Source organism: Clavibacter sp. GW821-FHT01D01 (assembly GCF_059422605.1).
Genome location: NZ_JBWKXC010000001.1, coordinates 514612 through 533858, shown reverse-complemented (window position 1 = coordinate 533858; position 19247 = coordinate 514612). Strand labels below are relative to the sequence as shown.

Sequence of the window (19247 nt, the reverse complement as noted above, 5' to 3'; positions counted from 1 at the left end):
GCGCCCCCCCCCCCCCAAAACAGAAGGAGCACCATGCCCTCCCCCCGCCAGTCCCTCCGCACCGCCGGCGTCGCCGTCCGCGCGATGGCCGTCCTCACCGTCGTCCTCGGCGTCGGCTACGCGGCCGTCGTCACGGGCGTCGGCCAGCTCGCCCTGCCCGCGAAGGCCGACGGCTCGCTCGTGTCCGTCGACGGCCAGGTCGTCGGCTCGTCGCTGATCGGCCAGTCCTTCCAGGACGCCGACGGCGCCGCCCTCCCGGAGTGGTTCCAGTCCCGGCCCTCCGCCGCGGGCGACGGCTACGACGCGTCCGCCTCCAGCGGCAGCAACCTCGGGCCCGAGAACCCCGACCTCGTGGCCGCGATCGAGGAGCGCAGGGCGGCCATCGCGGCGTCCGACGGCGTGGATCCGGCCGACGTCCCGGCCGACGCGCTCACGGCGTCGGCCTCCGGGCTCGACCCGCACATCAGCCCGGAATACGCTCGCCTGCAGGTGGCCCGCGTCGCCGAGGCCCGGGGCGTCCCCGAGCAGGAGGTCGCGGACCTCGTCGAGGGGCACGTCCAGGGACGCGACCTCGGCTACCTCGGGGAGCCGACCGTGAACGTGCTCGAGCTCAACATCGCGCTCGCCGGCCTCGGCGGCTGAGGCCCGCACCACGCGGGCGAGGAAGAGGATCCATGAAGCGCGGGCGACTGCGGGTGCTGCTGGGCGCGGCGCCCGGCGTGGGCAAGACCTACGCGATGCTCGAGGAGGGCCGGCGGCTCCGCGACGAGGGCGCCGACGTGGTGGTCGCGGTCGTGGAGACCCACGGCCGCGTCGCCACGGCCGCGATGCTCGAGGGCCTGGAGATCCTGCCCCGGCGCGAGGTGTCGCACCGCGGCGTGGAGATCACCGACCTCGACGTGGACGCCGTCATCGCCCGCCGTCCCGCCATCGCGCTGGTCGACGAGCTCGCCCACACGAACGCGCCCGGCGGCCGCAGCGAGAAGCGCTGGCAGGACGTCGACCTGCTCCGCGACGCCGGCATCGACGTGATCTCCACCGTCAACATCCAGCACATCGCCTCGCTCAACGACGTGGTGGAGAAGATCACGGGCGTGCCGCAGCGCGAGACGATCCCCGACCGGGTGCTCCGCGAGGCGCACCAGATCGAGGTCGTCGACCTCGCGCCCGAGGCCCTGCGCGACCGGCTCGCCGGCGGGCGCGTGTACCCGGCCGAGCGGATCGACGCGGCCCTCTCCCACTACTTCCGGCTCGGCAACCTCACGGCCCTCCGCGAGCTCGCGCTGCTCTGGCTCGCCGACGAGGTCGACACCGCGCTCTCCGCGTACCGCGACGAGAAGGGCATCGACGCCCGCTGGGAGGCCCGCGAGCGCGTGGTCGTCGCCCTCACCGGCGGGGCGGAGGGCGAGACCCTGCTCCGCCGTGGCGCCCGGATCGCGGCCCGCTCCGCCGGCGGGGAGCTGATGGCGGTCCACGTCTCGAGCCAGGACGGCCTCCGCTCCGGCAACCCCGAGGCCCTCGCCCGCCAGCGCGCGCTCGTCGACTCGCTCGGCGGCAGCTACCACCAGGTCGTCGGCGACGACATCCCGCGGGCGCTCGTGGAGTTCGCCCGGGCGTCGAACGCGACGCAGCTCGTGCTCGGCGTGAGCCGCCGCAGCCGCCTCGCCGCCGCCGCGACCGGTCCCGGCATCGGCGCCACCGTGATCCGGGAGTCCGGCGACATCGACGTGCACATCGTCACGCACGCGGCCGCGGGCGGGCGCTTCCGGCTGCCGCGCATCCGCGGCGGCGCGCTCAGCATGCGGCGCCGGGTCCTCGGGGCGCTCCTCGCGCTCGTCGGCGGCCCGCTGCTCACCTGGCTGCTCTCGGCGACCCGCTCGGACGACTCCATCACGAGCGACGTGCTCTCGTACCAGCTGCTCGTGGTGCTCGTGGCGCTCGTCGGCGGCATCTGGCCGGCCCTGTTCGCGGCGGTCCTCTCGGGCGTCACGCTCGACTTCTACTTCATCGACCCGCTGTACACGATCACCGTCGACGAGCCGCTGCACCTGCTCGCGCTCGTGCTCTACGTGGTCATCGCGCTGCTGGTCAGCTGGATCGTCGACCAGGCCGCCCGCCGCACGCGCCTCGCCCGCCGCGCGGCCGCCGAGGCGGAGCTGCTGGCGACCGTGTCCGGGTCCGTGCTCCGCGGCGACGGCGCCGTGCACGCGCTCGTCAGTCGCACGCGCGAGGCGTTCGGCCTGCAGGGCGTGCGGCTCGTGGACCGCGGCGAGGCCATCGCGTGGGACGGCGTCGTGACGGGGGCCGCGTCGACCGACGTCCCCGTGGGATCCCGCGGCGTGCTCACCCTCTTCGGCGGCGACCTCGAGGCGTCCGGCCGGCGGCTCCTCCGGGTCATCGCCACGCAGCTCGACGCCGCGCTCGAGCACCGCGACCTCTCCGACACCGCCCGCGAGGTGGGCCCGCTCGCGCAGACGGACCGCGTCCGCACGGCCCTCCTCTCGGCGGTCAGCCACGACCTGCGCCGCCCGCTGAGCGCCGCGACCGCCGCCGTCACCGCGCTCCGCTCGCCCGGCGTGCACTGGGCCGACGGCGACCGCGAGGAGCTGCTCGCCACCGCGGAGGAGAGCCTCGGCACGCTCGCCGACCTCGTGACCGACCTCCTCGACGTGAGCCGCGTGCAGGCCGGCGTGCTCGGCGTGCGGCTGATGGACGTCGACCTCGACGACGTCGTGCTCGCGGCCCTCGACGAGCTCGACCTCGGGCCCGCGGACGTGGTGCTCGACCTCGCGCCCGACCTGCCCGGCGCCGTCGCGGATCCGGGCCTCCTGCAGCGCGTCGTCGTGAACCTGCTGAGCAACGCCGTCCGGCACGCGCCCGACGGGGTGCCCGTCCGCCTCGGCACGAGCGCGTTCGCGGAGGCGGTCGAGATCCGCGTCGTCGACCACGGCCCCGGCGTCGCCCCCGAGCGGCGCGACGACATGTTCGTGCCGTTCCAGCGGCTCGGCGACACCGACAACGCGTCCGGCCTGGGGCTCGGCCTCGCGCTCTCCAAGGGCTTCACCGAGGGCATGGGCGGCACGCTCACCGCCGAGGACACCCCGGGCGGCGGGCTCACGATGGTGGTCGCGCTGCCGGAGTGCCGGGCGGGATCCGCGCCCGACGCGCCCCAGGTCGGCGCCGCCGCCGCGACGCCCGGGTCGGAGGTGCCCGCGTGAGGATCCTCATCGCCGACGACGACCAGCAGATCCTCCGGGCGCTGCGCATCACCCTCACGAGCCTCGGCTACGAGATCCTCACGGCCGACGACGGCGCCGCCGCCATCCGCGTCGCGGTCGCCGAGAAGCCGGACCTCTACATGATCGACCTCGGCATGCCGCGGCTCGACGGCGTCGAGGTGATCCAGGCGCTGCGGCTCTGGTCGACCGCGCCGATCCTCGTGGTCTCCGGCCGCTCGGGCGCCGCCGACAAGGTCGAGGCGCTCGACGCGGGCGCCGACGACTACGTCACCAAGCCGTTCTCCATCGACGAGCTGCTCGCCCGCATCCGCGCGCTCGGCCGCCGCGCCGCGCCCGACGAGGACCGCTCGGCCGTCGTCGCGTTCGCGGACGTGACCGTCGACCTCGCCGCCCGCGTCGTCACGCGCGGCGACCAGCGGGTGCGCCTCACGCCCACGGAGTGGCAGGTGCTCGAGCTGCTCGTGCGGGCCCCCGACCGGCTGGTGTCCCGGCAGACCCTCCTCACCGAGATCTGGGGTCCGACCCACGTGAACGACAGCGGGTACCTCCGCCTCTACGTCGCGCAGCTCCGCAAGAAGCTCGAGCCGGATCCGTCGCACCCGCGGCACCTGCTCACGGACCCGGGCATGGGGTACCGCTTCGTGCCCGCGGGGGCGGGGCGGGCGCCGGGGGACGCGTAGCCGATCCCGTCCGCCTGCGCGAGGCAGCACGATCACCTGCGTGTTCCCCGTCGAGGGACGGGTCAGCGGGCGGCCCGGGAGAGTCGCGGCGTCGGGATGTCGAGCTGCCGGGCCGTGCCCAGCGCATCGTCGAGGACAGCGCGGTGCTCGGCGGCGTCCGGATCGGTGTGCGCGGCGAGGCTCACCCGCGCGATCGGCACGAGGACGGTCGCGGCCGCCAGCACCCCGGCGGTCAGCCCGGGCAGCCGCCACGGGAGCGCGGTACCGGCGTGCCTGCGGAGGTCCACGCCGCGTGCTCCCAGGACGGGGATCAGCTCCCGGCTGGCCAGGAAGGCCTCCCGGAGCGCTCGCGGGTCCCCGACCATGCGCGCGAGACCTCCCATGGCCAGCGCCTGGGAGAACATGCCGGCGTCCATGGCGAAGTGCAGCAGCAGCCATCCCCGCATGTCCTCCTCCTCCCGGGTGCCGAGCCCCGCCTGCCGGAACGCCGCGCGCACCAGCTGCCCGCGCCTCCCGGCATGCCCGGAGGCTTCGAGGGTGATCGATCGGAAGAGAGCACCGTGGAGGACCCCGTCCGGACCGAAGCCCCCGCCGGCCTGCGGGAACCCGAACACCACCTGGTCGGCGGGAAGCGGTGCGATCGCCGCGAGGGGCTCGGCCCACACGTTGCCGAGGACCAGCACGGTGGCATCGCCGATGCGCGGCGCGAGGTACGCGGCGGCCTCCCCGAGACGGTGGTGCCCGACGCTGAGGACGACGAGGTCGAACTCGTCCGCGGACCCGAGGGTCTCCCGCAGTCGCGTCGCGAGGGACGCACGGACACGGCGGCCCAGCGGCGAGCGCCTCGCGTCCACGACGTCCGTCCGCACCTCGTCCCCGTACTCGGCGGCGCGGCCCGGGCGCACGAGGAACTCGACCCGGTGCCCGGCCCCCTGGAGCGCCTGGCCGTAGATGGTCGCGATGACCCCGCGTCCGAACATGAGGATCCTCATGGCACTCCTCCCGCTAAAGTGGAGACGATCTCCACCCCTTGAGTATGTGGAGATTGTCTCCGTATGTCAACGGGAGGGTGCATGGCCGAGGACAAGCCGCTGCGTGCCGACGCACGCCGCAACCGCGAGGCGATCATCGCCGCCGCGCGCGCGGTGTTCGAGCGCGACGAGCCGCTGAGGTTCGACGACTTCGCCGCACGCGCGGGAGTGGGCGTCGGGACCCTGTACCGCCACTTCCCCACGCGGGAGGCGCTGGCTGCGGCGGTCTACCGCGGCGAGGTGGCCGCGCTCTGCGAGCGGGGCCGCGCCTCGTCGCTCCCGCCCGCGGAGGCCCTGGACGAGTTCCTGCGCGCGTTCGTCGACTACGTCCTCGAGCACGCCGCGCTCGCGCGGACGCTGGCCGGCATCGTCGACGCCGCGGACCGCGCCGAGGGGGGGAGCGAGCTCGAACGCACCCTCACCGACCTGATGGCGCGAGGGGTCTCCGACGGCACCATCCGCGACGACGCGGGCGCGGGGGCCGTGATGATGGCGCTGCACGGGATCGGAGCCGCAGCCGACGGGCCCCGCCGCACTTCCGAGGCACGGCAGGTCGCCTCGCTCCTCGCACGAGGCCTCCGCGTCGCCTGATCCGGCGACGGGGCGACCAGCCGGCACCCGGATCCACGCGCGTATGCTCCCGTAGTGCCCCAGAGATCCACCCGCTCCGCCCGTCCCGCCGCCGTCCTCGCCTCCACCGCCGCGGCCCTCGGCGGCCTCACCGCCGCCGCCCTCGTCGTCCCCCGCCGCTTCGAGGCCGGCCGCCGGGCGCGCGCCGTGGTCCTCAACGAGACCCTCCCCGTGAACTCCGCCTGGTGGCGCGAGCAGGCGAAGGTCGACGGCGACCTCCTCTACGTCGCGCTCGGCGACTCGACCGCGCAGGGCATCGGCGCGAGCCGGCCCGTGAACGGCTACGTCGGGATCCTCGCCGACCGCATCCGGGCCCTCAGCGGCCGCACGGTCCGCACCGTGAACCTCAGCGTCTCGGGCGCCCGCGTCGCCGACCTCATCGACTACCAGCTCCCCCGCCTCGCGAAGCTGAAGCCGGACGTGGTGACCCTCGCCATCGGCGCCAACGACATCGCCGCCTTCGAGCCCGTCGCCTTCGAGCGCGACCTCGGCCGGATCCTCGACGCCGTCCCGCCCACCACCGTCGTGGCCGACCTGCCGTGCTTCCACTTCCCGGCCAGCGAGCGGAAGGTGCGGGTCGCCAACGAGATCGTCCGCCGCCTCGCGACCGACCGCCGCCTCCGCATCGCGCCGCTGCACCGCACCACGCGCCGCCAGACCGCGGTCCTCGCCCTCACCCAGGCCGCGGGGGACCTCTTCCACCCCAACGACCGCGGGTACCGCGTGTGGGCGAGCGCGTTCCTGCCGTTCCTGCCCGCCACCGTCCGCGCGCTGGAGGTCGCGGGGCGCTGACCGCTGGCACCCCGCGGACCCGCCTCCGTAGGGTGGAGGCATGGTCGACGACACCCGCGACGCCCGCCCCACCGGCACCCTCTGGCTGGTGGTCGGCCTGGTCTCGGGCGCGCTGCTGGTGACGGGGGCCGTCCGCCCCGCGTGGATCCCCGCCGTCGCGTTCGCCGTCTCCGTGCTCCTCTACGTGCGCACGACGGGTCGCCGCGCCCGGTCCTGACCCCGTCCGGCCGTGTCGGTGCCCGCCGGTAGAGTCCCCCGCATGGCCCGCACCCACTCCACGTACCGCTGCTCGGAGTGCGGGTGGACGACCCCGAAGTGGGTCGGCCGGTGCGCTGAGTGCCAGAGCTGGAACACCGTCGCGGAGGTGTCGCAGACGCCCGCCGCAGCCGGCCGCGTCACCACGCTCACGCCCGCCGGCTCCAGCCAGGCGCGGTCCATCATGCACGTCGGCACCGCCTCCGCCAGCCACATGCCGAGCGGCGTGGGCGAGCTCGACCGCGTGCTCGGGGGCGGCATCGTCCCGGGCGCGGCCATCCTCATGAGCGGCGAGCCCGGCGTCGGCAAGTCCACGCTGCTGCTCGAGGTCGCGGCCCGCGCCGCCGCGAAGGGCGCGAAGGTCCTCTACGTCACGGCCGAGGAGTCGGTCGCGCAGGTGCGCATGCGCGCCGAGCGCACGGGCGGGCTGCAGGAGTCGCTCCTCATCGCCGCCGAGACCGACCTCGGCACCATCCTCGGCCACATCGAGCAGGTGTCCCCCGACCTCCTCATCGTCGACTCGGTGCAGACCGTCTCCAGCAGCACCTCGGACGGCCTGCCCGGCCACCCCGGCCAGGTGCGCGAGGTCGCCGTCACGCTCATCCGCGTCTGCAAGGAGCGCGACCTGCCGCTGCTCCTCGTCGGCCACGTCACGAAGGACGGCTCCATCGCGGGCCCCCGGCTCCTCGAGCACCTGGTCGACGTGGTGTGCCAGTTCGAGGGCGACCGGCAGACGTCGCTGCGCTTCATCCGCGCCCTCAAGAACCGCTTCGGGCCCACCGACGAGGTCGGCTGCTTCGAGATGGCCGGCGACGGCATCGTCGAGGTGCCGGATCCGAGCGGCATGTTCCTCTCGCGCGGCATCCACTCCGTCTCGGGCACCTGCGTCACCGTCGCGATGGAGGGCCGCCGCGCCCTCCCCGTGGAGGTCCAGGCCCTCGTGGTCGACACGAAGGCGCCGCAGCCACGCCGGGTCGTCAACGGGGTGGACGCGTCGCGCGTCGCCATGCTGCTCGCGGTGCTGGAGAAGCGCGCCAACGTGCGGCTCTCGGACCGCGACGTGTACGTCTCCACCGTGGGCGGCGTGCGGCTCACCGAGCCCGCGGCCGACCTCGCCATCGCCGTGGCGCTCGTCTCCGCCGTCAACGGCAAGGCCATGCCGCACGACCTCGCCGCGTTCGGCGAGATCAGCCTGGCGGGCGAGATCCGCGGCGTCACGTCCGCCCCGCAGCGCGCGGCGGAGGCCCGCCGGCTCGGCTTCACGCAGATCGTCGACGCCGAGTGGGGGCCGCTGTTCTCCGCCCTCGGCCGCGCGTTCTCCCTCGCGAGGAGCGAGCGGGAGAAGGAGCTCGACGAGGCGTTCTGAGCCCCGCGCCGCTGGGCGCGAGGTCCCTGCGCGCGGCGTCCCTGCGCGCGGCGTGACCGGCCGGCCTGCCGGTCGGCGTGGCGCCGGCGGTCAGACCTGCACGGCGGATCCGGCGGCGTGCTCGCGCACGTGCGCCACGGCGTCGTCGACCACGTGCGTCACGTGCGTGTCGGTCACCTCGTAGCGGGCGAGCCGCCCCGCGCGCTCCACCGTCACCAGGCCCGACGCCCGCAGCACGCGCAGGTGCTGCGAGACGAGCGGCTGCGACAGCCCCGACTCCTCGACGAGCTCCGACACGGTCATCTGCCGCGCTGCGAGGAGCCCCAGGAGGCCGAGCCGCGACGACGACGACAGCACCTTGAAGAGGTCTGCTGCCTGCTCGAAGCCGGCGGGTGGGTAGGTCATCTGGTCGATCCTATGACGACGAGGACCCCGCCTCGCGGCCGGGTCCTCGTCGATCGTCGCGCGCTGCGGCGCGTCGGATCAGTGCTCGTCGTAGTGGTCGCCGTGCTCGGCGTGCTTGTGGCCGTCGTGGACGAAGTCGACGTGGTCGTCGTGCGTGACCGTCTCGTGGCCGCAGTCGGCGCCGTGCTGGTGCTCGGCGACGGTGTGCTCGGCGTGCGTCTCGGTGGTGTCGGTCATGGTGCGTCCTTCCGTAGGGGGAGCACCAGGTTGACAGACGCATGCATGGATTGCAATGCGTGCATCCAATCGAGAACCGTGGTCAGGTGCGCACTGCGGCCGCGCGTCAGCACAGCGGCCGCGCGTCAGTACAGCAGGAAGGACTTCGGCTCCGCGCTCTCCACGCCCGCGACCTCGACCGAGAGCGTGTAGGTCGCGCCGCCCGCCGGCACGGCCGGGCGCTCCTCCTCCTGGCAGGTGGTGGTGGACGAGCGCTGGCGCGACCACTCGAACGGCGACGACGTCTGCGGCGTGCGCGCCGCGAGCTCGACCTCGGCGTCCTCCGCGCCCGTCTGGCAGTCCGTCGACCTCCAGTAGACGTCGGATCCGCTGGAGATCGTGAACACCTGCGTGGTGGTGCCGAGGTTCGCGGTGCAGGGCTCCATGCCCGTGTTGGTCACCGTGAACGACAGCTTCGGCAGCACGCCCGCCTGGTAGGACGCCGCGTCGGTGACGGGCGTGACCGTCAGCTGGCCGACGGCGCAGGAGCCGTCGGCGTTGGTCTCCGTGCCGGCGCTCGCGCTCGGGGTCGGCGTGGGCGGGGCCTCCGCGGCGGGGTCGCCCGAGTCGCCGTCGGCGTCCGCCCCCGCGCTCGGGGTCGCTCCCGGGGCCGCGGTGTCGGCTGCACCGCGGCCGAGGTTCGAGACGATGATCACGACGACCGCGATCACGGCCACCACGACGAGCAGCGCGACGAGACGGCGGCGGCGGTACACGGCCGCGGACGGGCGGCCTCCGGGCGAGGTCGAGGACATGACGCCAGGGTACGGTCGAGCGCCCGCGCGGCCCGGTCGGCGCGCCCGCCGCTCACGTCCCTCCGGGCCCCGGGTCCGGGCTCCGGGCGTTCCGCGGCCATCCGCGGCCGTGCGTGGACGTCCGCGGCCATCCGCGGGACGGGTCAGAGCGCCTTGAGCATCCGCGTGTTGCCGAGGGTGTTCGGCTTCACGCGCGAGAGGTCGAGGAACTCGGCGATGCCCTCGTCGTGGGAGCGGAGCATCTCGTAGTAGATCTCCTGCGCGATGATCGACTCCGCCACCTCGTGGTAGCCGTGCCGGGTGAAGAACCCCACCTCGAAGGTCAGGCAGAACAGGCGGCTGAGGCCGAGCTCGCGGGCGTCGTCCTCCAGGCGCTCGAGCAGCGCGTGCCCGACGCCGGTGCCGCGCGTCTCCGGCGCCGCGGCCAGGGTGCGGATCTCGCCGAGGTCCTCCCACATGACGTGCAGCGCGCCGCAGCCGACGACCTCGCCGGACACGTCGACCGCGACCCGGAACTCCTGCACGTTCTCGTAGAGGACGACGAGGTCCTTGCCGAGGAGGATGCCCTCCATCACGAGCGGCTCGACGAGCTGCTGGATCCGGGGCACGTCCCCCGTGCGCGCGCGTCGCACGCGGATGCCGCCCGTGGGCTCCGCGGACTCGACGACGACTGGCTCTGCGCTCACGATGACGACCCTCTCGGACCGCGGCTCGGGCGCGCGGATCCGGGGTCCAGCCTATCGACGGGCGGTTCCCGCGTCCGGGGCGGGCGGCTCGGCGCCGCTGCCGCTGCCGTCGCCGCTGCCGCTGCCGCTGCCGAGCCGCGCGATCATCCGCGGCGCGATCCACGCGATCGCCACCACGCCGACCACGGCCCGCAGCCCCGCGAACACGAGCACCCACCAGCCGACCCCGTCGCCGCCGACGAGCAGCGCGATCCCGATCACCACGAGGGCCGCATCCGCGACGAACGGCACGCGCAGCCAGAACAGGAGGCGGCGGACGGGATCCACGTCAGCCCGCCGCGGTCGGGCCCGGACGGCCCGTCACGGGCGCACCGGAGGGCGGCGCCCAGCCGGCGGCGCCGGGGACCGATGCGTCGCGCGGCGGCGTCGTCCGGCGCTCGAGCGGCAGCCGCACGCCGAAGACGGTGCGGCCGGGCTCCGACTCGACCCACAGCGCGCCGTGGTGCGCGGCCACGATGGCCTGCGCGATGGCGAGGCCGAGGCCTGTGCCGCCGGTGGCGCGCGCCCGCGATCCGTCGCCGCGCACGAAGCGCTCGAACAGGCTCTCCTGCAGGGCCGGGGGGATGCCGGGGCCGTCGTCGGTGACGCGGATGACGGCGTGGGCGTCCGGACCGCCGCCCTCGACCGCGAGCGACGCGACGACGCGCGTGCCCGGCGGCGTGTGGGTGCGGGCGTTCGCGAGCAGGTTGACGACCACCTGCCGGAGCCGGGCGTCGTCGCCGGGCACGGTGACCGGCTCCTCCGGGAGGTCGAGGCCCCAGTCGTGGTCGGGGCCTGCCGCGCTCGCGTCGCCGACCGTGTCGAGGAGGATCCGCGTGACGTCCACCGGATCCGACTCCAGCTCCCGGCCCTCGTCGAGGCGGGCGAGCAGGAGGAGGTCCTCGACGATCGTGGTCATCCGCACCGACTCCGACTCGATGCGCGACAGCGAGTGCGTCACGTCCTCGGGCAGCAGGTGCGGGCCACGGCGCGTGAGCTCGGCGTATCCGCGGATGGAGGCGAGCGGCGTGCGCAGCTCGTGGCTCGCGTCCGAGACGAACCGCCGCACCTTCGCCTCGCTCGCCTGGCGCGACGACAGCGCCGCGGAGACGTGGCCGAGGAGCCCGTTGAGCGCCGCGCCGACGCGGCCCACCTCGGTGCGCTCGTCGGTGTCGGATGCGGGGACGCGGGCCTCGAGGGCGACGTCGCCGCGGTCGAGCTCCAGCGCGGCCACGTGCGTCGCGGTCGCGACGACCCGGTCGAGCGGGCGCAGGGCGCGTCGCACGATGAGCGCGCCCACGAACGCGGCGAGCGCCAGCGTGATGGCGGCGACCACGGAGATCACGACGATGAGCTGCTCCACGACGTCGTCCGCGGGCTTCAGCGGCAGGCCCGTGACGAGGGTGGCGCCGGTCGAGGAGGTGTCCCCCACCAGGCGGTAGCGGCCGAGCGCACCGCCGAGGTCGACCGTGCGGGGCACGCCGTCGGTCGGCACGCTGCGCAGCTGCTGGCTCTGCCGCTCGGTCAGCTCGACGGTGCCGGCGCCTCCGGGCTCGCCCTCCGCAGCGTCGCGGTCGGCGATGTAGCCGCCCGAGACGACGCCGCCCACGATGGTGGCGCTGATCGTCCCGACCTGCTGGCCGAAGGCGCCGAGGCCGCCGGGAGGGGCGCCGGGGAAGCTGCCGTACCCGTCGGAGTCCCGGTCGACGAGGTCCTGCGAGCGCGACGCGGTGCCCCGCAGCTGCTCGTCGACCTGCCGCTCGAGCGAGGCCTGGAGGGCGAGGATGCTGACCGCCCCGATGATGATGCTCGCGAGCGCCAGGAGGCCCACCACGCTGAGGACCAGGCGGCGGCGCAGGGTCATGCCGCCCGCCGCGCCCGCCAGCCGGGCCCGCCACGGCTCGCTCACTCCGCGGCCTTGAGCATGTAGCCGCTGCCGCGCACCGTGTGGATCATGGGGTTCCGGCCGGCGTCGATCTTGCGGCGCAGATACGAGATGTAGATCTCCACCACGCTCGACTTCCCGCCGAAGTCGTAGCTCCACACCCGGTCGAGGATCTGCAGCTTGCTGAGCACGCGGCGCGGGTTCCGCATCAGGTAGCGCAGCAGCTCGAACTCGGTCGCCGTGAGCTCGACGGGGTCGCCTCCGCGCGCGACCTCGTGGCTGTCCTCGTCGAGGGTGAGGTCGCCCACCCGGATCACCGGGTCGACGCTGTCGCTCACCACGAGCGTGGAGCGGCGGATGAGGCCGCGGAGCCGGGCGACGACCTCCTCGAGGCTGAACGGCTTCGTCACGTAGTCGTCGCCGCCCGCGGTGAGCCCCGCGAGCCGGTCGTCGAGGGAGTCCTTCGCGGTGAGGAAGAGCACGGGGATGTCCTGCGCCTCGGCCCGCAGCCGCGACAGCACCTGGAGGCCGTCGAGGTCGGGGAGCATGATGTCGAGCACCACGGCGTCCGGCTTGGACTCCCGGGCCGCGGCGAGCGCCTGCTGCCCGTCGGCCGCCGTGCGCACCTGCCAGCCCTCGTAGCGCAGCGCCATCTGCAGCAGGTCGGTGAGGGACGCCTCGTCGTCGACGACGAGCACCCGGATGGGCGACCCGTCGGCACGGGTGAGGCGGGGCTGCGGGGCGGCGGCGGGCTGGAAGCCGGAGGGCGGTGTCGTGGTCACGTCGACCATCCTCCACAGGATCCTATGAGCCGGCCATGAGGCGGCCATGACGCCGATGAGGAGGGCCCGCTGCAGGACGACCGGCCCGCCGGACGACGACGGGCCCGGCGCGTGATGCGCCGGGCCCGTGGTCGTGCCGAGGTTCCGGAGGGCTAGTGCTTGTCCTCCGTGGCGCGGGTGACGGTCTCGCCCTCGACCGTCTTCCGGTCGCCCTTCTGCTTGTCGCCGCGGGTCTTCGCGAGGCTGGCGACGGTGGCGACCGTGATGGTCGCGCCGATGAAGAGCAGCGAGAACCAGATCGGGATCTCGGGCGCCCACAGCATCGGCTCGCCGCCGTTGATGAAGGGCAGCTCGTTGACGTGCATGGCGTGCAGGACCAGCTTGAGGCCGATGAACGCGAGGATGACCGCGAGGCCCTGCGACAGGTACACGAGGCGCTCGAGCAGGCCGCCGATGAGGAAGTACAGCTGGCGGAGGCCCATCAGCGCGAAGGCGTTCGCGGTGAACACGATGTACGCCTCGTTCGTGAGGCCGTAGATGGCGGGGATCGAGTCGAGCGCGAACACCAGGTCGACGAAGCCGATCGCGATGACGCACAGCAGCAGCGGGGTGACGAAGCGCTTGCCGTCGATCTTCGTGGTGAAGCGGTCGCCGACGAACTCGTCGTGCACCGGGAGGATGCGGCGGGCGACGCGCACGAACATGTTGTCCGCCGCGTTGCCGCCGTGGTCGCCCTTCAGCTGCTGGTACGCGAGCACGAACAGGAGCGCGCCGAAGATGTAGAACACCCAGGAGAAGTTCTCGATGAGCGCGGCACCCAGCGCGATGAAGCCAGCGCGCATGATGAGCGCGATGACGATGCCGATCATCAGCACCTTCTGCTGGTACTTCCGCGGCACGGCGAACCCGGTCATGATCAGCAGGAACACGAACAGGTTGTCGATCGACAGGGCCTTCTCGGTGAGGTACCCGGCGAAGTACTCGCCGCCGTAGCCCCACCCGCTCGTGAAGCCGATGCCGACGCCGAAGATCAGCGCGAGGCCGATGTAGAACGCCGACCAGCGGGCGGACTCGCCGATGGTGGGCTCGTGCGGCTTGCGCACGTGGGTGAAGAACTCGTAGACGAAGAACGCGATGGTGACCGCGATCGTGATGAGCCAGGTGGTCGTGGTGATGTTCACGGGGGTCTCCGGGATGAGGCCGACGGGATATCGGGACGGCGGGTGGCGCGAGGAAGCCCCATGTTCCCATGCGGGACGCCCCCCAACCCGGGGAAATGCCTGCGCCTACGCTCGACGGCTCCTGCGCATCGGCGCGCCCGGCCCGCGCGGGCCCGGCCCGGGTGTCGCCCCCGAGGGGTCGCCGTCGAGGTCGAGCTCGGCCCGAGGCGACCTGCCCGGCTCGCCCCGGCCGGCCCCGGAAGGCGCCATCAGGTGAGGCTGGGAGCCTCGAAGGGGTACGCCACGTACGCGAACCGGCGCGAGTCCGGTGCCCAGCTCGTGACGTTTAGGGTGCCCTGACCGCCCGGGAACGCCGCGATGTCCCGCGTGCGGTGGCTCTGCCGGTCGATGAGGCGGAGGATCACGTCGCGGTCGGCGGGATGCCCGAGCGTGCCCGGCGGGAAGCTCACGTAGACGATGTGCTCGCCGTCGGGCGACGGGTGGGGGAACCAGTTGACGCGCTCGTCGGAGGTGAAGCGGTGCGCGTCGGTGCCGTCGATGCGCATCGTGAACAGCTGGGCGTGGCCCGGCAGGTCGGATCCGCGCTCGGAGTTGTAGTACAGCCACTCGCCGTCGGGCGAGAACTCGGCGCCGTCGTCGGGGAAGCCGTCGTCGGTGAGCTGCGTGGTGGGACCGCCGTCGACGGGCACGAGGTGGATGTTCGTGGTCCACTCGCCGCGGGCGTCGACCTGGCCGCCGATGACGCTGAGCAGGGTGCCGTCGGGCGAGACGCCGTGCAGGTAGTTCTTGAAGCCGAGGGCCGGGTCCCGGTCCGCCGTGATGCCCCGCCCCGCGCCTCCCGCGCCGCCGTTCCACGGGACGTCGTAGAGGTGGCCGTCGCGCCCGGAGACGTAGACGTGCTCGCCGTCGGGCGAGATGACGTGGTCGTTGTTGATGGGCGGGACGCCGCCGAGGTCGACCGCCTGGAAGTCGACCGCGGGCTCGGGCAGGTCCGGATCCGGCTCCTCGGCCGCGGGCGCCGGCAGCCGCCAGAGGCCGCCCTCCGCGTTGACGACGAGCCACCGCCCGTCCGGCGTCCAGTTGGGGGCCTCGATGTGCAGCACGGCCGACTCGGCGACCATGCGCTCGGCGCCGGTCTCCACGTCGACCACGAGGAGGCGGGCCAGCTGGCCGTCGCGGAGCGTCACGCGGCCGATCCGGTGCCGTCGGGCCGCCCGGCCGCCGCGCCCGCCGCGCCCTCCGCGTCGTCGCGGTTCGCGGCGAAGGCGGAGTCGAAGAGGCTGTCGGGCGTCGGCCAGAGGAGGGAGCGGACCTTCGCGAGGGCGTCGGGGGCTCCGTGCAGTCGGTCCATGCCCGCATCCTCCCACTCCACCGAGATGGGGCCGTCGTACCCGATGCTGCGCAGCGCCCGGAACGCCCGCTCGAAGGGCACGTCGCCGTGGCCGACGGAGACGAAGTCCCACCCACGCCGCGGGTTCCCCCAGCTGAGGTGCGATCCCAGCCGGCCGCCCCGGCCGTCGTCGGTGACGCGGGTGTCCTTCGCGTGCACGTGGTAGATGCGGTCGGCGAAGTCGAGGAGGAAGCCGACGGGGTCGATGCCCTGCCACATCATGTGGCTCGGGTCCCAGTTGAGACCGAAGCCCGGCCGGTGGCCGATGGCCTCGAGCGTGCGCCGAGTGGTCCAGTAGTCGTACGCGATCTCGCTCGGGTGCACCTCGAGCGCGTACCGCACGCCCTCGTCGTCGAAGACGTCGATGATCGGGTTCCACCGATCGGCGAAGTCCTGGTAGCCGGCGTCGATCACCGACTCCGGCACGGGCGGGAACATCGCCACGTACGGCCAGATGCGGGACCCGGTGAAGCCGGTGACGCGCGTGACGCCGAGGCCGGCGGCCGCCTTCGCGGTGAGCTTCAGCTCCTCGGCGGCGCGCTGGCGCACACCCTCGGCCTCGCCGTCGCCCCACACCTTCGAGCGCAGGATGGCCTGGTGCCGGAAGTCGATGGGCTCGTCGCACACGGCCTGGCCGGTGAGGTGCTGCGACAGCGCGTGCACCTGCAGGCCGTGCCGCTCGAGGATCTCGAGGCGACCCCGGAGGTAGGCCGGGTCCTCGGCGGCCCGCCACACGTCGAGGTGCTCGGCGGAGCAGGCGATCTCGAGGGCGTCGAAGCCCCAGCCGCTCGCCAGGCGGGCGACCTCCTCCAGCGGCAGGTCGGCCCACTGGCCGGTGAACAGCGCTACGGGGGTGGTGATCTGGGGCATGGCTCCCTCTCGTCGGCGGTGACGGTGGCGGTGACGCGGATCCGGTGACGGCGCGTGGGATCCACGGTACACACCGGGCCGCGCGCCGCCACGGGTCGGGTTCAGCGAAAGTTCGCCGACTGCGTGCGCTGGTAGCCGGCCAGCGTGATGCCGCCGAGGAGCAGCGCCCACGCCGCGAGGAGGAGCAGCGGGACGCCGCTCGCGGCCGTGTCCTGACGGGCGGCGGCGCTCGTCAGCGCGCTCCAGGCACCCGTCGGCAGCAGGACCGTGAGGGAGGCCCAGGGCGTGCCGCTCGTGTCGCCGCCCGTGAACAGGCCGCCCGCGAACGACAGCGGCAGGTACACGAGGTTCGCGAGCCCGAGGGCTCCGCGGGCCGGGAACCAGTAGCCCATCGCGAGCCCGAGCAGCGCCATCGGCACCGCGCCGGCCAGGACGGCGAGCGCGACGGCCGCGAGCGTCGCCGCGTCGACGCGCACGCCCCCGGCGGTGAGGCCGAGCGCCAGCACCGGGATCACGAACACGATGCCGAAGACGCACGCCACCGTGAGCTTCGCGGCCAGGCGGATCCACGCGGGCACCGGCGCCGTGAACAGCCACCGCTCCCAGGGCGACTCCCGGGCCGACGCGACCCCGACGCCGAACTGGAACGTGACCGTGCCGAGCACGGAGAAGAGGACGTAGCCGAGCAGGACGCTGAGCCGCGCGCTCGGGGAACCGCCCTGCGGCAGTCCGACGACCGCGTAGATGAGCACGGGATACGCGAGCAGCGGGAGGACGAAGGCGGGCATCCGCGCGTTCTGGGCGAGCTCGCTCACCACGTGCGCGCGGTAGACGGCGAGGCGCCGGCGCGCGGTGGGGCGTGCGGGCGAGGGCTGCTCCGCCGCGGAGGCGGAGGCGGACGCGGACGCGGTCATCGGGCGCATCCCGCGGGATCGGCGGCGCCCGGGAGGACGGCACCGCAGCCCTCCTCCGAGGATGTCGGCACCCGCGGCGGCGAGGACGTGACCGACCCGGCAGCGCCGCCCGCCAGCACGCGCTCGACGATCTCGCCGAGCCCCGGCTCGACGATCGTGAGGGAGGGCCGCGCGACGGCGGCGAGCACGAGACCGGCGACCGCGTCCGACCGGTCCGTGTCGACGACCCACCGGATCCGCTCGCCCTCGCGCGGCTCCTCCCCGGGCGCGGGGACCGCACCCGCCGACCGGAGCTCGCGCGCCTCGGACGGCGTCGCGTCGAAGGAGACGCGGTGCATGCCCGCGAGCCCCCGGAAGTCGGCGGCGGTCCAATGGCCCACCACGCGCCCGTGGTCGAGGCACACCACGGTGTCGGCGAGCGCCGCCACCTCCTCCATGTCGTGCGAGGCGAGCAGCACCGTGCGCCCGGAGTCGCGGACGGCGGCGATGGCCTCGCGCACGGCGGCACGGCCGGGGATGTCGAGCGCGGCCGAGGGCTCGTCGAGCACCACGACCGGGGTGCCCGCCCCGACGACGCACGCCAGCGCGACCCGCCGACGCTCGCCGCCGCTGAGGCCGCCCGTCTGCCGGCCCGCGAGCGCCTCGAGGCCGAAGCGGTCGACCGCCGCCGCCGGCGCGAGGGCGTCCGCGTGCGGCACGAGGGCGAGCGCCAGCACCTCCCGCACCGTCAGGTACTCGGGGAACGCGAGCGCCTGCGGCATCACCGCGACCAGCGCCGCCGTGGGCCCGCCGCGGCGCACGGCGTGGCCGAGCACGCGCGCCCGCCCGGCGTCCGGGCGACGCGTGGCGGTGAGCACGTCGATGGCCGTCGTCTTGCCGGATCCGTTCGGCCCGAGCAGCGCGTGCACGAGGCCGGGCGCGAGCGCGAAGGACGCGTCGTCGAGCGCGCGCGTGCGCCCGAAGGTCCGGGTGATCCCGTCGAGCTCCACCGCATCAGTCATGTGCTGCCTCCTCCAGGGCGAAGTGTCGCGCACCGGCGGTCGCCGCGTGCGGGTCCTCGGGGTGCGCGGGCACGTCGGGCCCTGGGCGCCCACCCATCGAGATCGCGTAGAGCGACGACTGCGTCACCCCGTCGAGCCCGAGCACGGCGTCGAGCTCGTGGTCGACGAAGCCGACCCACCCGATCGAGGGCAGCCCGAGCGCGGTCGCCACGAGCAGCGCGTTCTGCGCGACGTGACCGGCCTCCAGCAGGGTGAGCCGGTAGCCCCGCAGGCCGTACTTCGTGCGGGATCGCTCGAAGCTGCCGGTGATCACGATGGTCGCGGCCGCCTGCTCGGCGAGTGGCGCCATGGCCGTCGGCGCGGCCGTCCGGAAGCGGGCGAGCCGCCCGGCGCGGTCGAGCCCGGACACGTCGACGAGCGTCTCCTCGAGTGGATCGAGCTGGTGGATTCCCGGCGCCAGCCCCTCCGCCGCGCGCACCACGACGTGCAGGTCGAGCGGGTAGAGACCGCCGGCCGAGGGGACGAACCTCCCGGATCCGCCGGCCGCGCGCGGCCCGTACGCCAGGCGCAGCACCGTCGCGAGCTCCGCGAGCGGGACGGATGCGGCGAGCGACTCGGGATCCGCCGAGCGCCGCGCCGCCATCGTCGCGCCGAGCGCGTGCGGGAGCGGGAGCGCGGGCGGGAGGGCGAGCGCCGGGAGCAGGCGGGGCGCGCTCGTGGCGCCGCCCGGACCCGCGTCGATGCCCTGCGCCTCCTGCGCCAGCTGCTGCGCGTAGCGCACGTCGGTCCAGCCGGGGTGGGTGATGCGCGTGATCTTGGACGCCTCGTGGAAGTCCTCGGCGAGATCGCCCGCTGGGCGCTCGACGGCGCCGCCGACGCTGAAGATCGGGCCGACGCTGCCGGCGGACGCGGACGCGGGCGCAGGCGCAGGCGCAGGCTCGTGCGCGTCCACCGCAGCGGAAGCGGGTTCGGGCGCGGCGCCGGGGCGCCCCGACGCATCGACTTCCCGCCCGTCCCCCGGGGCGCTCGCGGGCGCCGTGCCGATGCCGATGATGCTCATGGGGTCCTCC

Annotated in this window: 21 protein-coding genes; 7 read left to right on the top strand and 14 right to left on the bottom strand. The window is 74.5% G+C overall.

Going from position 1 to position 19247, the window contains the following annotated elements; translation table 11 throughout:
• Positions 1-33: 33 nt before the first annotated feature.
• Genes kdpC through AC07VC_RS02730 form a run of 3 tightly spaced genes read left to right on the top strand, consistent with a single transcriptional unit; the run spans position 34 to position 3919 of the window.
• Positions 34-642 (top strand): potassium-transporting ATPase subunit KdpC, encoded by a 609-nt coding sequence (kdpC, locus tag AC07VC_RS02740; protein ID WP_494674516.1) that lies wholly within the window; start codon positions 34-36, stop codon positions 640-642.
• Positions 643-674: 32 nt separating this feature from the next.
• Positions 675-3218 carry a DUF4118 domain-containing protein gene (locus AC07VC_RS02735; protein ID WP_494674517.1) on the top strand — a complete coding sequence of 848 codons (2544 nt, stop codon included), beginning with the start codon at positions 675-677 and terminating at the stop codon, positions 3216-3218.
• Positions 3215-3919, top strand: a complete 705-nt coding sequence (locus tag AC07VC_RS02730; RefSeq protein ID WP_317230053.1) for a response regulator — start codon at positions 3215-3217, stop codon at positions 3917-3919. The genes AC07VC_RS02735 and AC07VC_RS02730 overlap by 4 nt, the downstream gene beginning before the upstream one ends.
• A 62-nt stretch (positions 3920-3981) precedes the next feature.
• On the opposite strand, the gene AC07VC_RS02725 is transcribed toward AC07VC_RS02730, so the two are convergent.
• Entirely contained in the window at positions 3982-4911 is a 930-nt protein-coding gene (locus tag AC07VC_RS02725) for a ketopantoate reductase family protein (protein ID WP_494674518.1), read from the bottom strand.
• Between the two features lie 81 nt (positions 4912-4992).
• On the opposite strand from AC07VC_RS02725, the gene AC07VC_RS02720 reads away from it, so the two are divergent.
• Genes AC07VC_RS02720 through radA form a run of 4 tightly spaced genes read left to right on the top strand, consistent with a single transcriptional unit; the run spans position 4993 to position 7993 of the window.
• Positions 4993-5541, top strand: a complete 549-nt coding sequence (locus AC07VC_RS02720) for a TetR/AcrR family transcriptional regulator (protein ID WP_317230051.1) — start codon at positions 4993-4995, stop codon at positions 5539-5541.
• 54 nt (positions 5542-5595) lie between these two features.
• A complete protein-coding gene (locus AC07VC_RS02715) occupies positions 5596-6372 on the top strand; it encodes an SGNH/GDSL hydrolase family protein (RefSeq protein WP_494674519.1) in 777 nt (258 codons plus the stop codon).
• A gap of 40 nt (positions 6373-6412) precedes the next feature.
• Positions 6413-6589, top strand: a complete 177-nt coding sequence (locus AC07VC_RS02710; RefSeq protein WP_494674520.1) for a hypothetical protein — start codon at positions 6413-6415, stop codon at positions 6587-6589.
• A 42-nt stretch (positions 6590-6631) separates the two neighbouring features.
• A complete protein-coding gene (gene radA, locus AC07VC_RS02705) occupies positions 6632-7993 on the top strand; it encodes a DNA repair protein RadA (RefSeq protein WP_094116690.1) in 1362 nt (453 codons plus the stop codon).
• Positions 7994-8083: 90 nt separating this feature from the next.
• Here radA and AC07VC_RS02700 read toward each other — a convergent pair whose 3' ends face one another.
• From AC07VC_RS02700 to AC07VC_RS02640, 13 genes are all read right to left on the bottom strand, one after another.
• Positions 8084-8398, bottom strand: coding sequence for an ArsR/SmtB family transcription factor (locus AC07VC_RS02700; RefSeq protein WP_494674521.1), 315 nt, complete (start codon positions 8396-8398; stop codon positions 8084-8086).
• 78 nt (positions 8399-8476) lie between these two features.
• Positions 8477-8635 carry a zinc transporter permease gene (locus tag AC07VC_RS02695; RefSeq protein ID WP_094116692.1) on the bottom strand — a complete coding sequence of 53 codons (159 nt, stop codon included), beginning with the start codon at positions 8633-8635 and terminating at the stop codon, positions 8477-8479.
• 125 nt (positions 8636-8760) lie between these two features.
• The gene (locus tag AC07VC_RS02690; RefSeq protein ID WP_494674522.1) at positions 8761-9429 is read right to left on the bottom strand and encodes a hypothetical protein; all 669 of its coding nucleotides are present in this window, start codon (positions 9427-9429) and stop codon (positions 8761-8763) included.
• Positions 9430-9572: 143 nt separating this feature from the next.
• Positions 9573-10115, bottom strand: a complete 543-nt coding sequence (locus AC07VC_RS02685; RefSeq protein ID WP_494674523.1) for an amino-acid N-acetyltransferase — start codon at positions 10113-10115, stop codon at positions 9573-9575.
• Between the two features lie 51 nt (positions 10116-10166).
• Positions 10167-10442 (bottom strand): hypothetical protein, encoded by a 276-nt coding sequence (locus tag AC07VC_RS02680; protein WP_494674524.1) that lies wholly within the window; start codon positions 10440-10442, stop codon positions 10167-10169.
• A gap of 1 nt (position 10443) precedes the next feature.
• A complete protein-coding gene (locus tag AC07VC_RS02675) occupies positions 10444-12018 on the bottom strand; it encodes a sensor histidine kinase (RefSeq protein WP_494676530.1) in 1575 nt (524 codons plus the stop codon).
• A 41-nt stretch (positions 12019-12059) separates the two neighbouring features.
• Positions 12060-12830, bottom strand: a complete 771-nt coding sequence (locus AC07VC_RS02670) for a response regulator transcription factor (RefSeq protein ID WP_317231129.1) — start codon at positions 12828-12830, stop codon at positions 12060-12062.
• A 143-nt stretch (positions 12831-12973) separates the two neighbouring features.
• On the bottom strand, positions 12974-14002 hold the full coding sequence (locus AC07VC_RS02665) for a TerC family protein (RefSeq protein WP_494674525.1): 1029 nt from the start codon (positions 14000-14002) through the stop codon (positions 12974-12976).
• A gap of 248 nt (positions 14003-14250) precedes the next feature.
• Positions 14251-15189, bottom strand: a complete 939-nt coding sequence (locus AC07VC_RS02660) for a TolB family protein (protein WP_494674526.1) — start codon at positions 15187-15189, stop codon at positions 14251-14253.
• Positions 15186-16262, bottom strand: a complete 1077-nt coding sequence (locus AC07VC_RS02655; RefSeq protein WP_317230818.1) for a sugar phosphate isomerase/epimerase family protein — start codon at positions 16260-16262, stop codon at positions 15186-15188. Before AC07VC_RS02655 ends, AC07VC_RS02660 begins: the two co-directional genes overlap by 4 nt.
• Before the next feature lie 101 nt (positions 16263-16363).
• A complete protein-coding gene (locus AC07VC_RS02650; protein WP_494674527.1) occupies positions 16364-17176 on the bottom strand; it encodes an ABC transporter permease in 813 nt (270 codons plus the stop codon).
• The gene (locus AC07VC_RS02645) at positions 17173-18177 is read right to left on the bottom strand and encodes an ABC transporter ATP-binding protein (protein WP_494674528.1); all 1005 of its coding nucleotides are present in this window, start codon (positions 18175-18177) and stop codon (positions 17173-17175) included. Before AC07VC_RS02645 ends, AC07VC_RS02650 begins: the two co-directional genes overlap by 4 nt.
• Positions 18170-19237 carry a SagB family peptide dehydrogenase gene (locus AC07VC_RS02640; RefSeq protein WP_494674529.1) on the bottom strand — a complete coding sequence of 356 codons (1068 nt, stop codon included), beginning with the start codon at positions 19235-19237 and terminating at the stop codon, positions 18170-18172. The genes AC07VC_RS02645 and AC07VC_RS02640 overlap by 8 nt, the downstream gene beginning before the upstream one ends.
• Positions 19238-19247 lie beyond the last annotated feature (10 nt).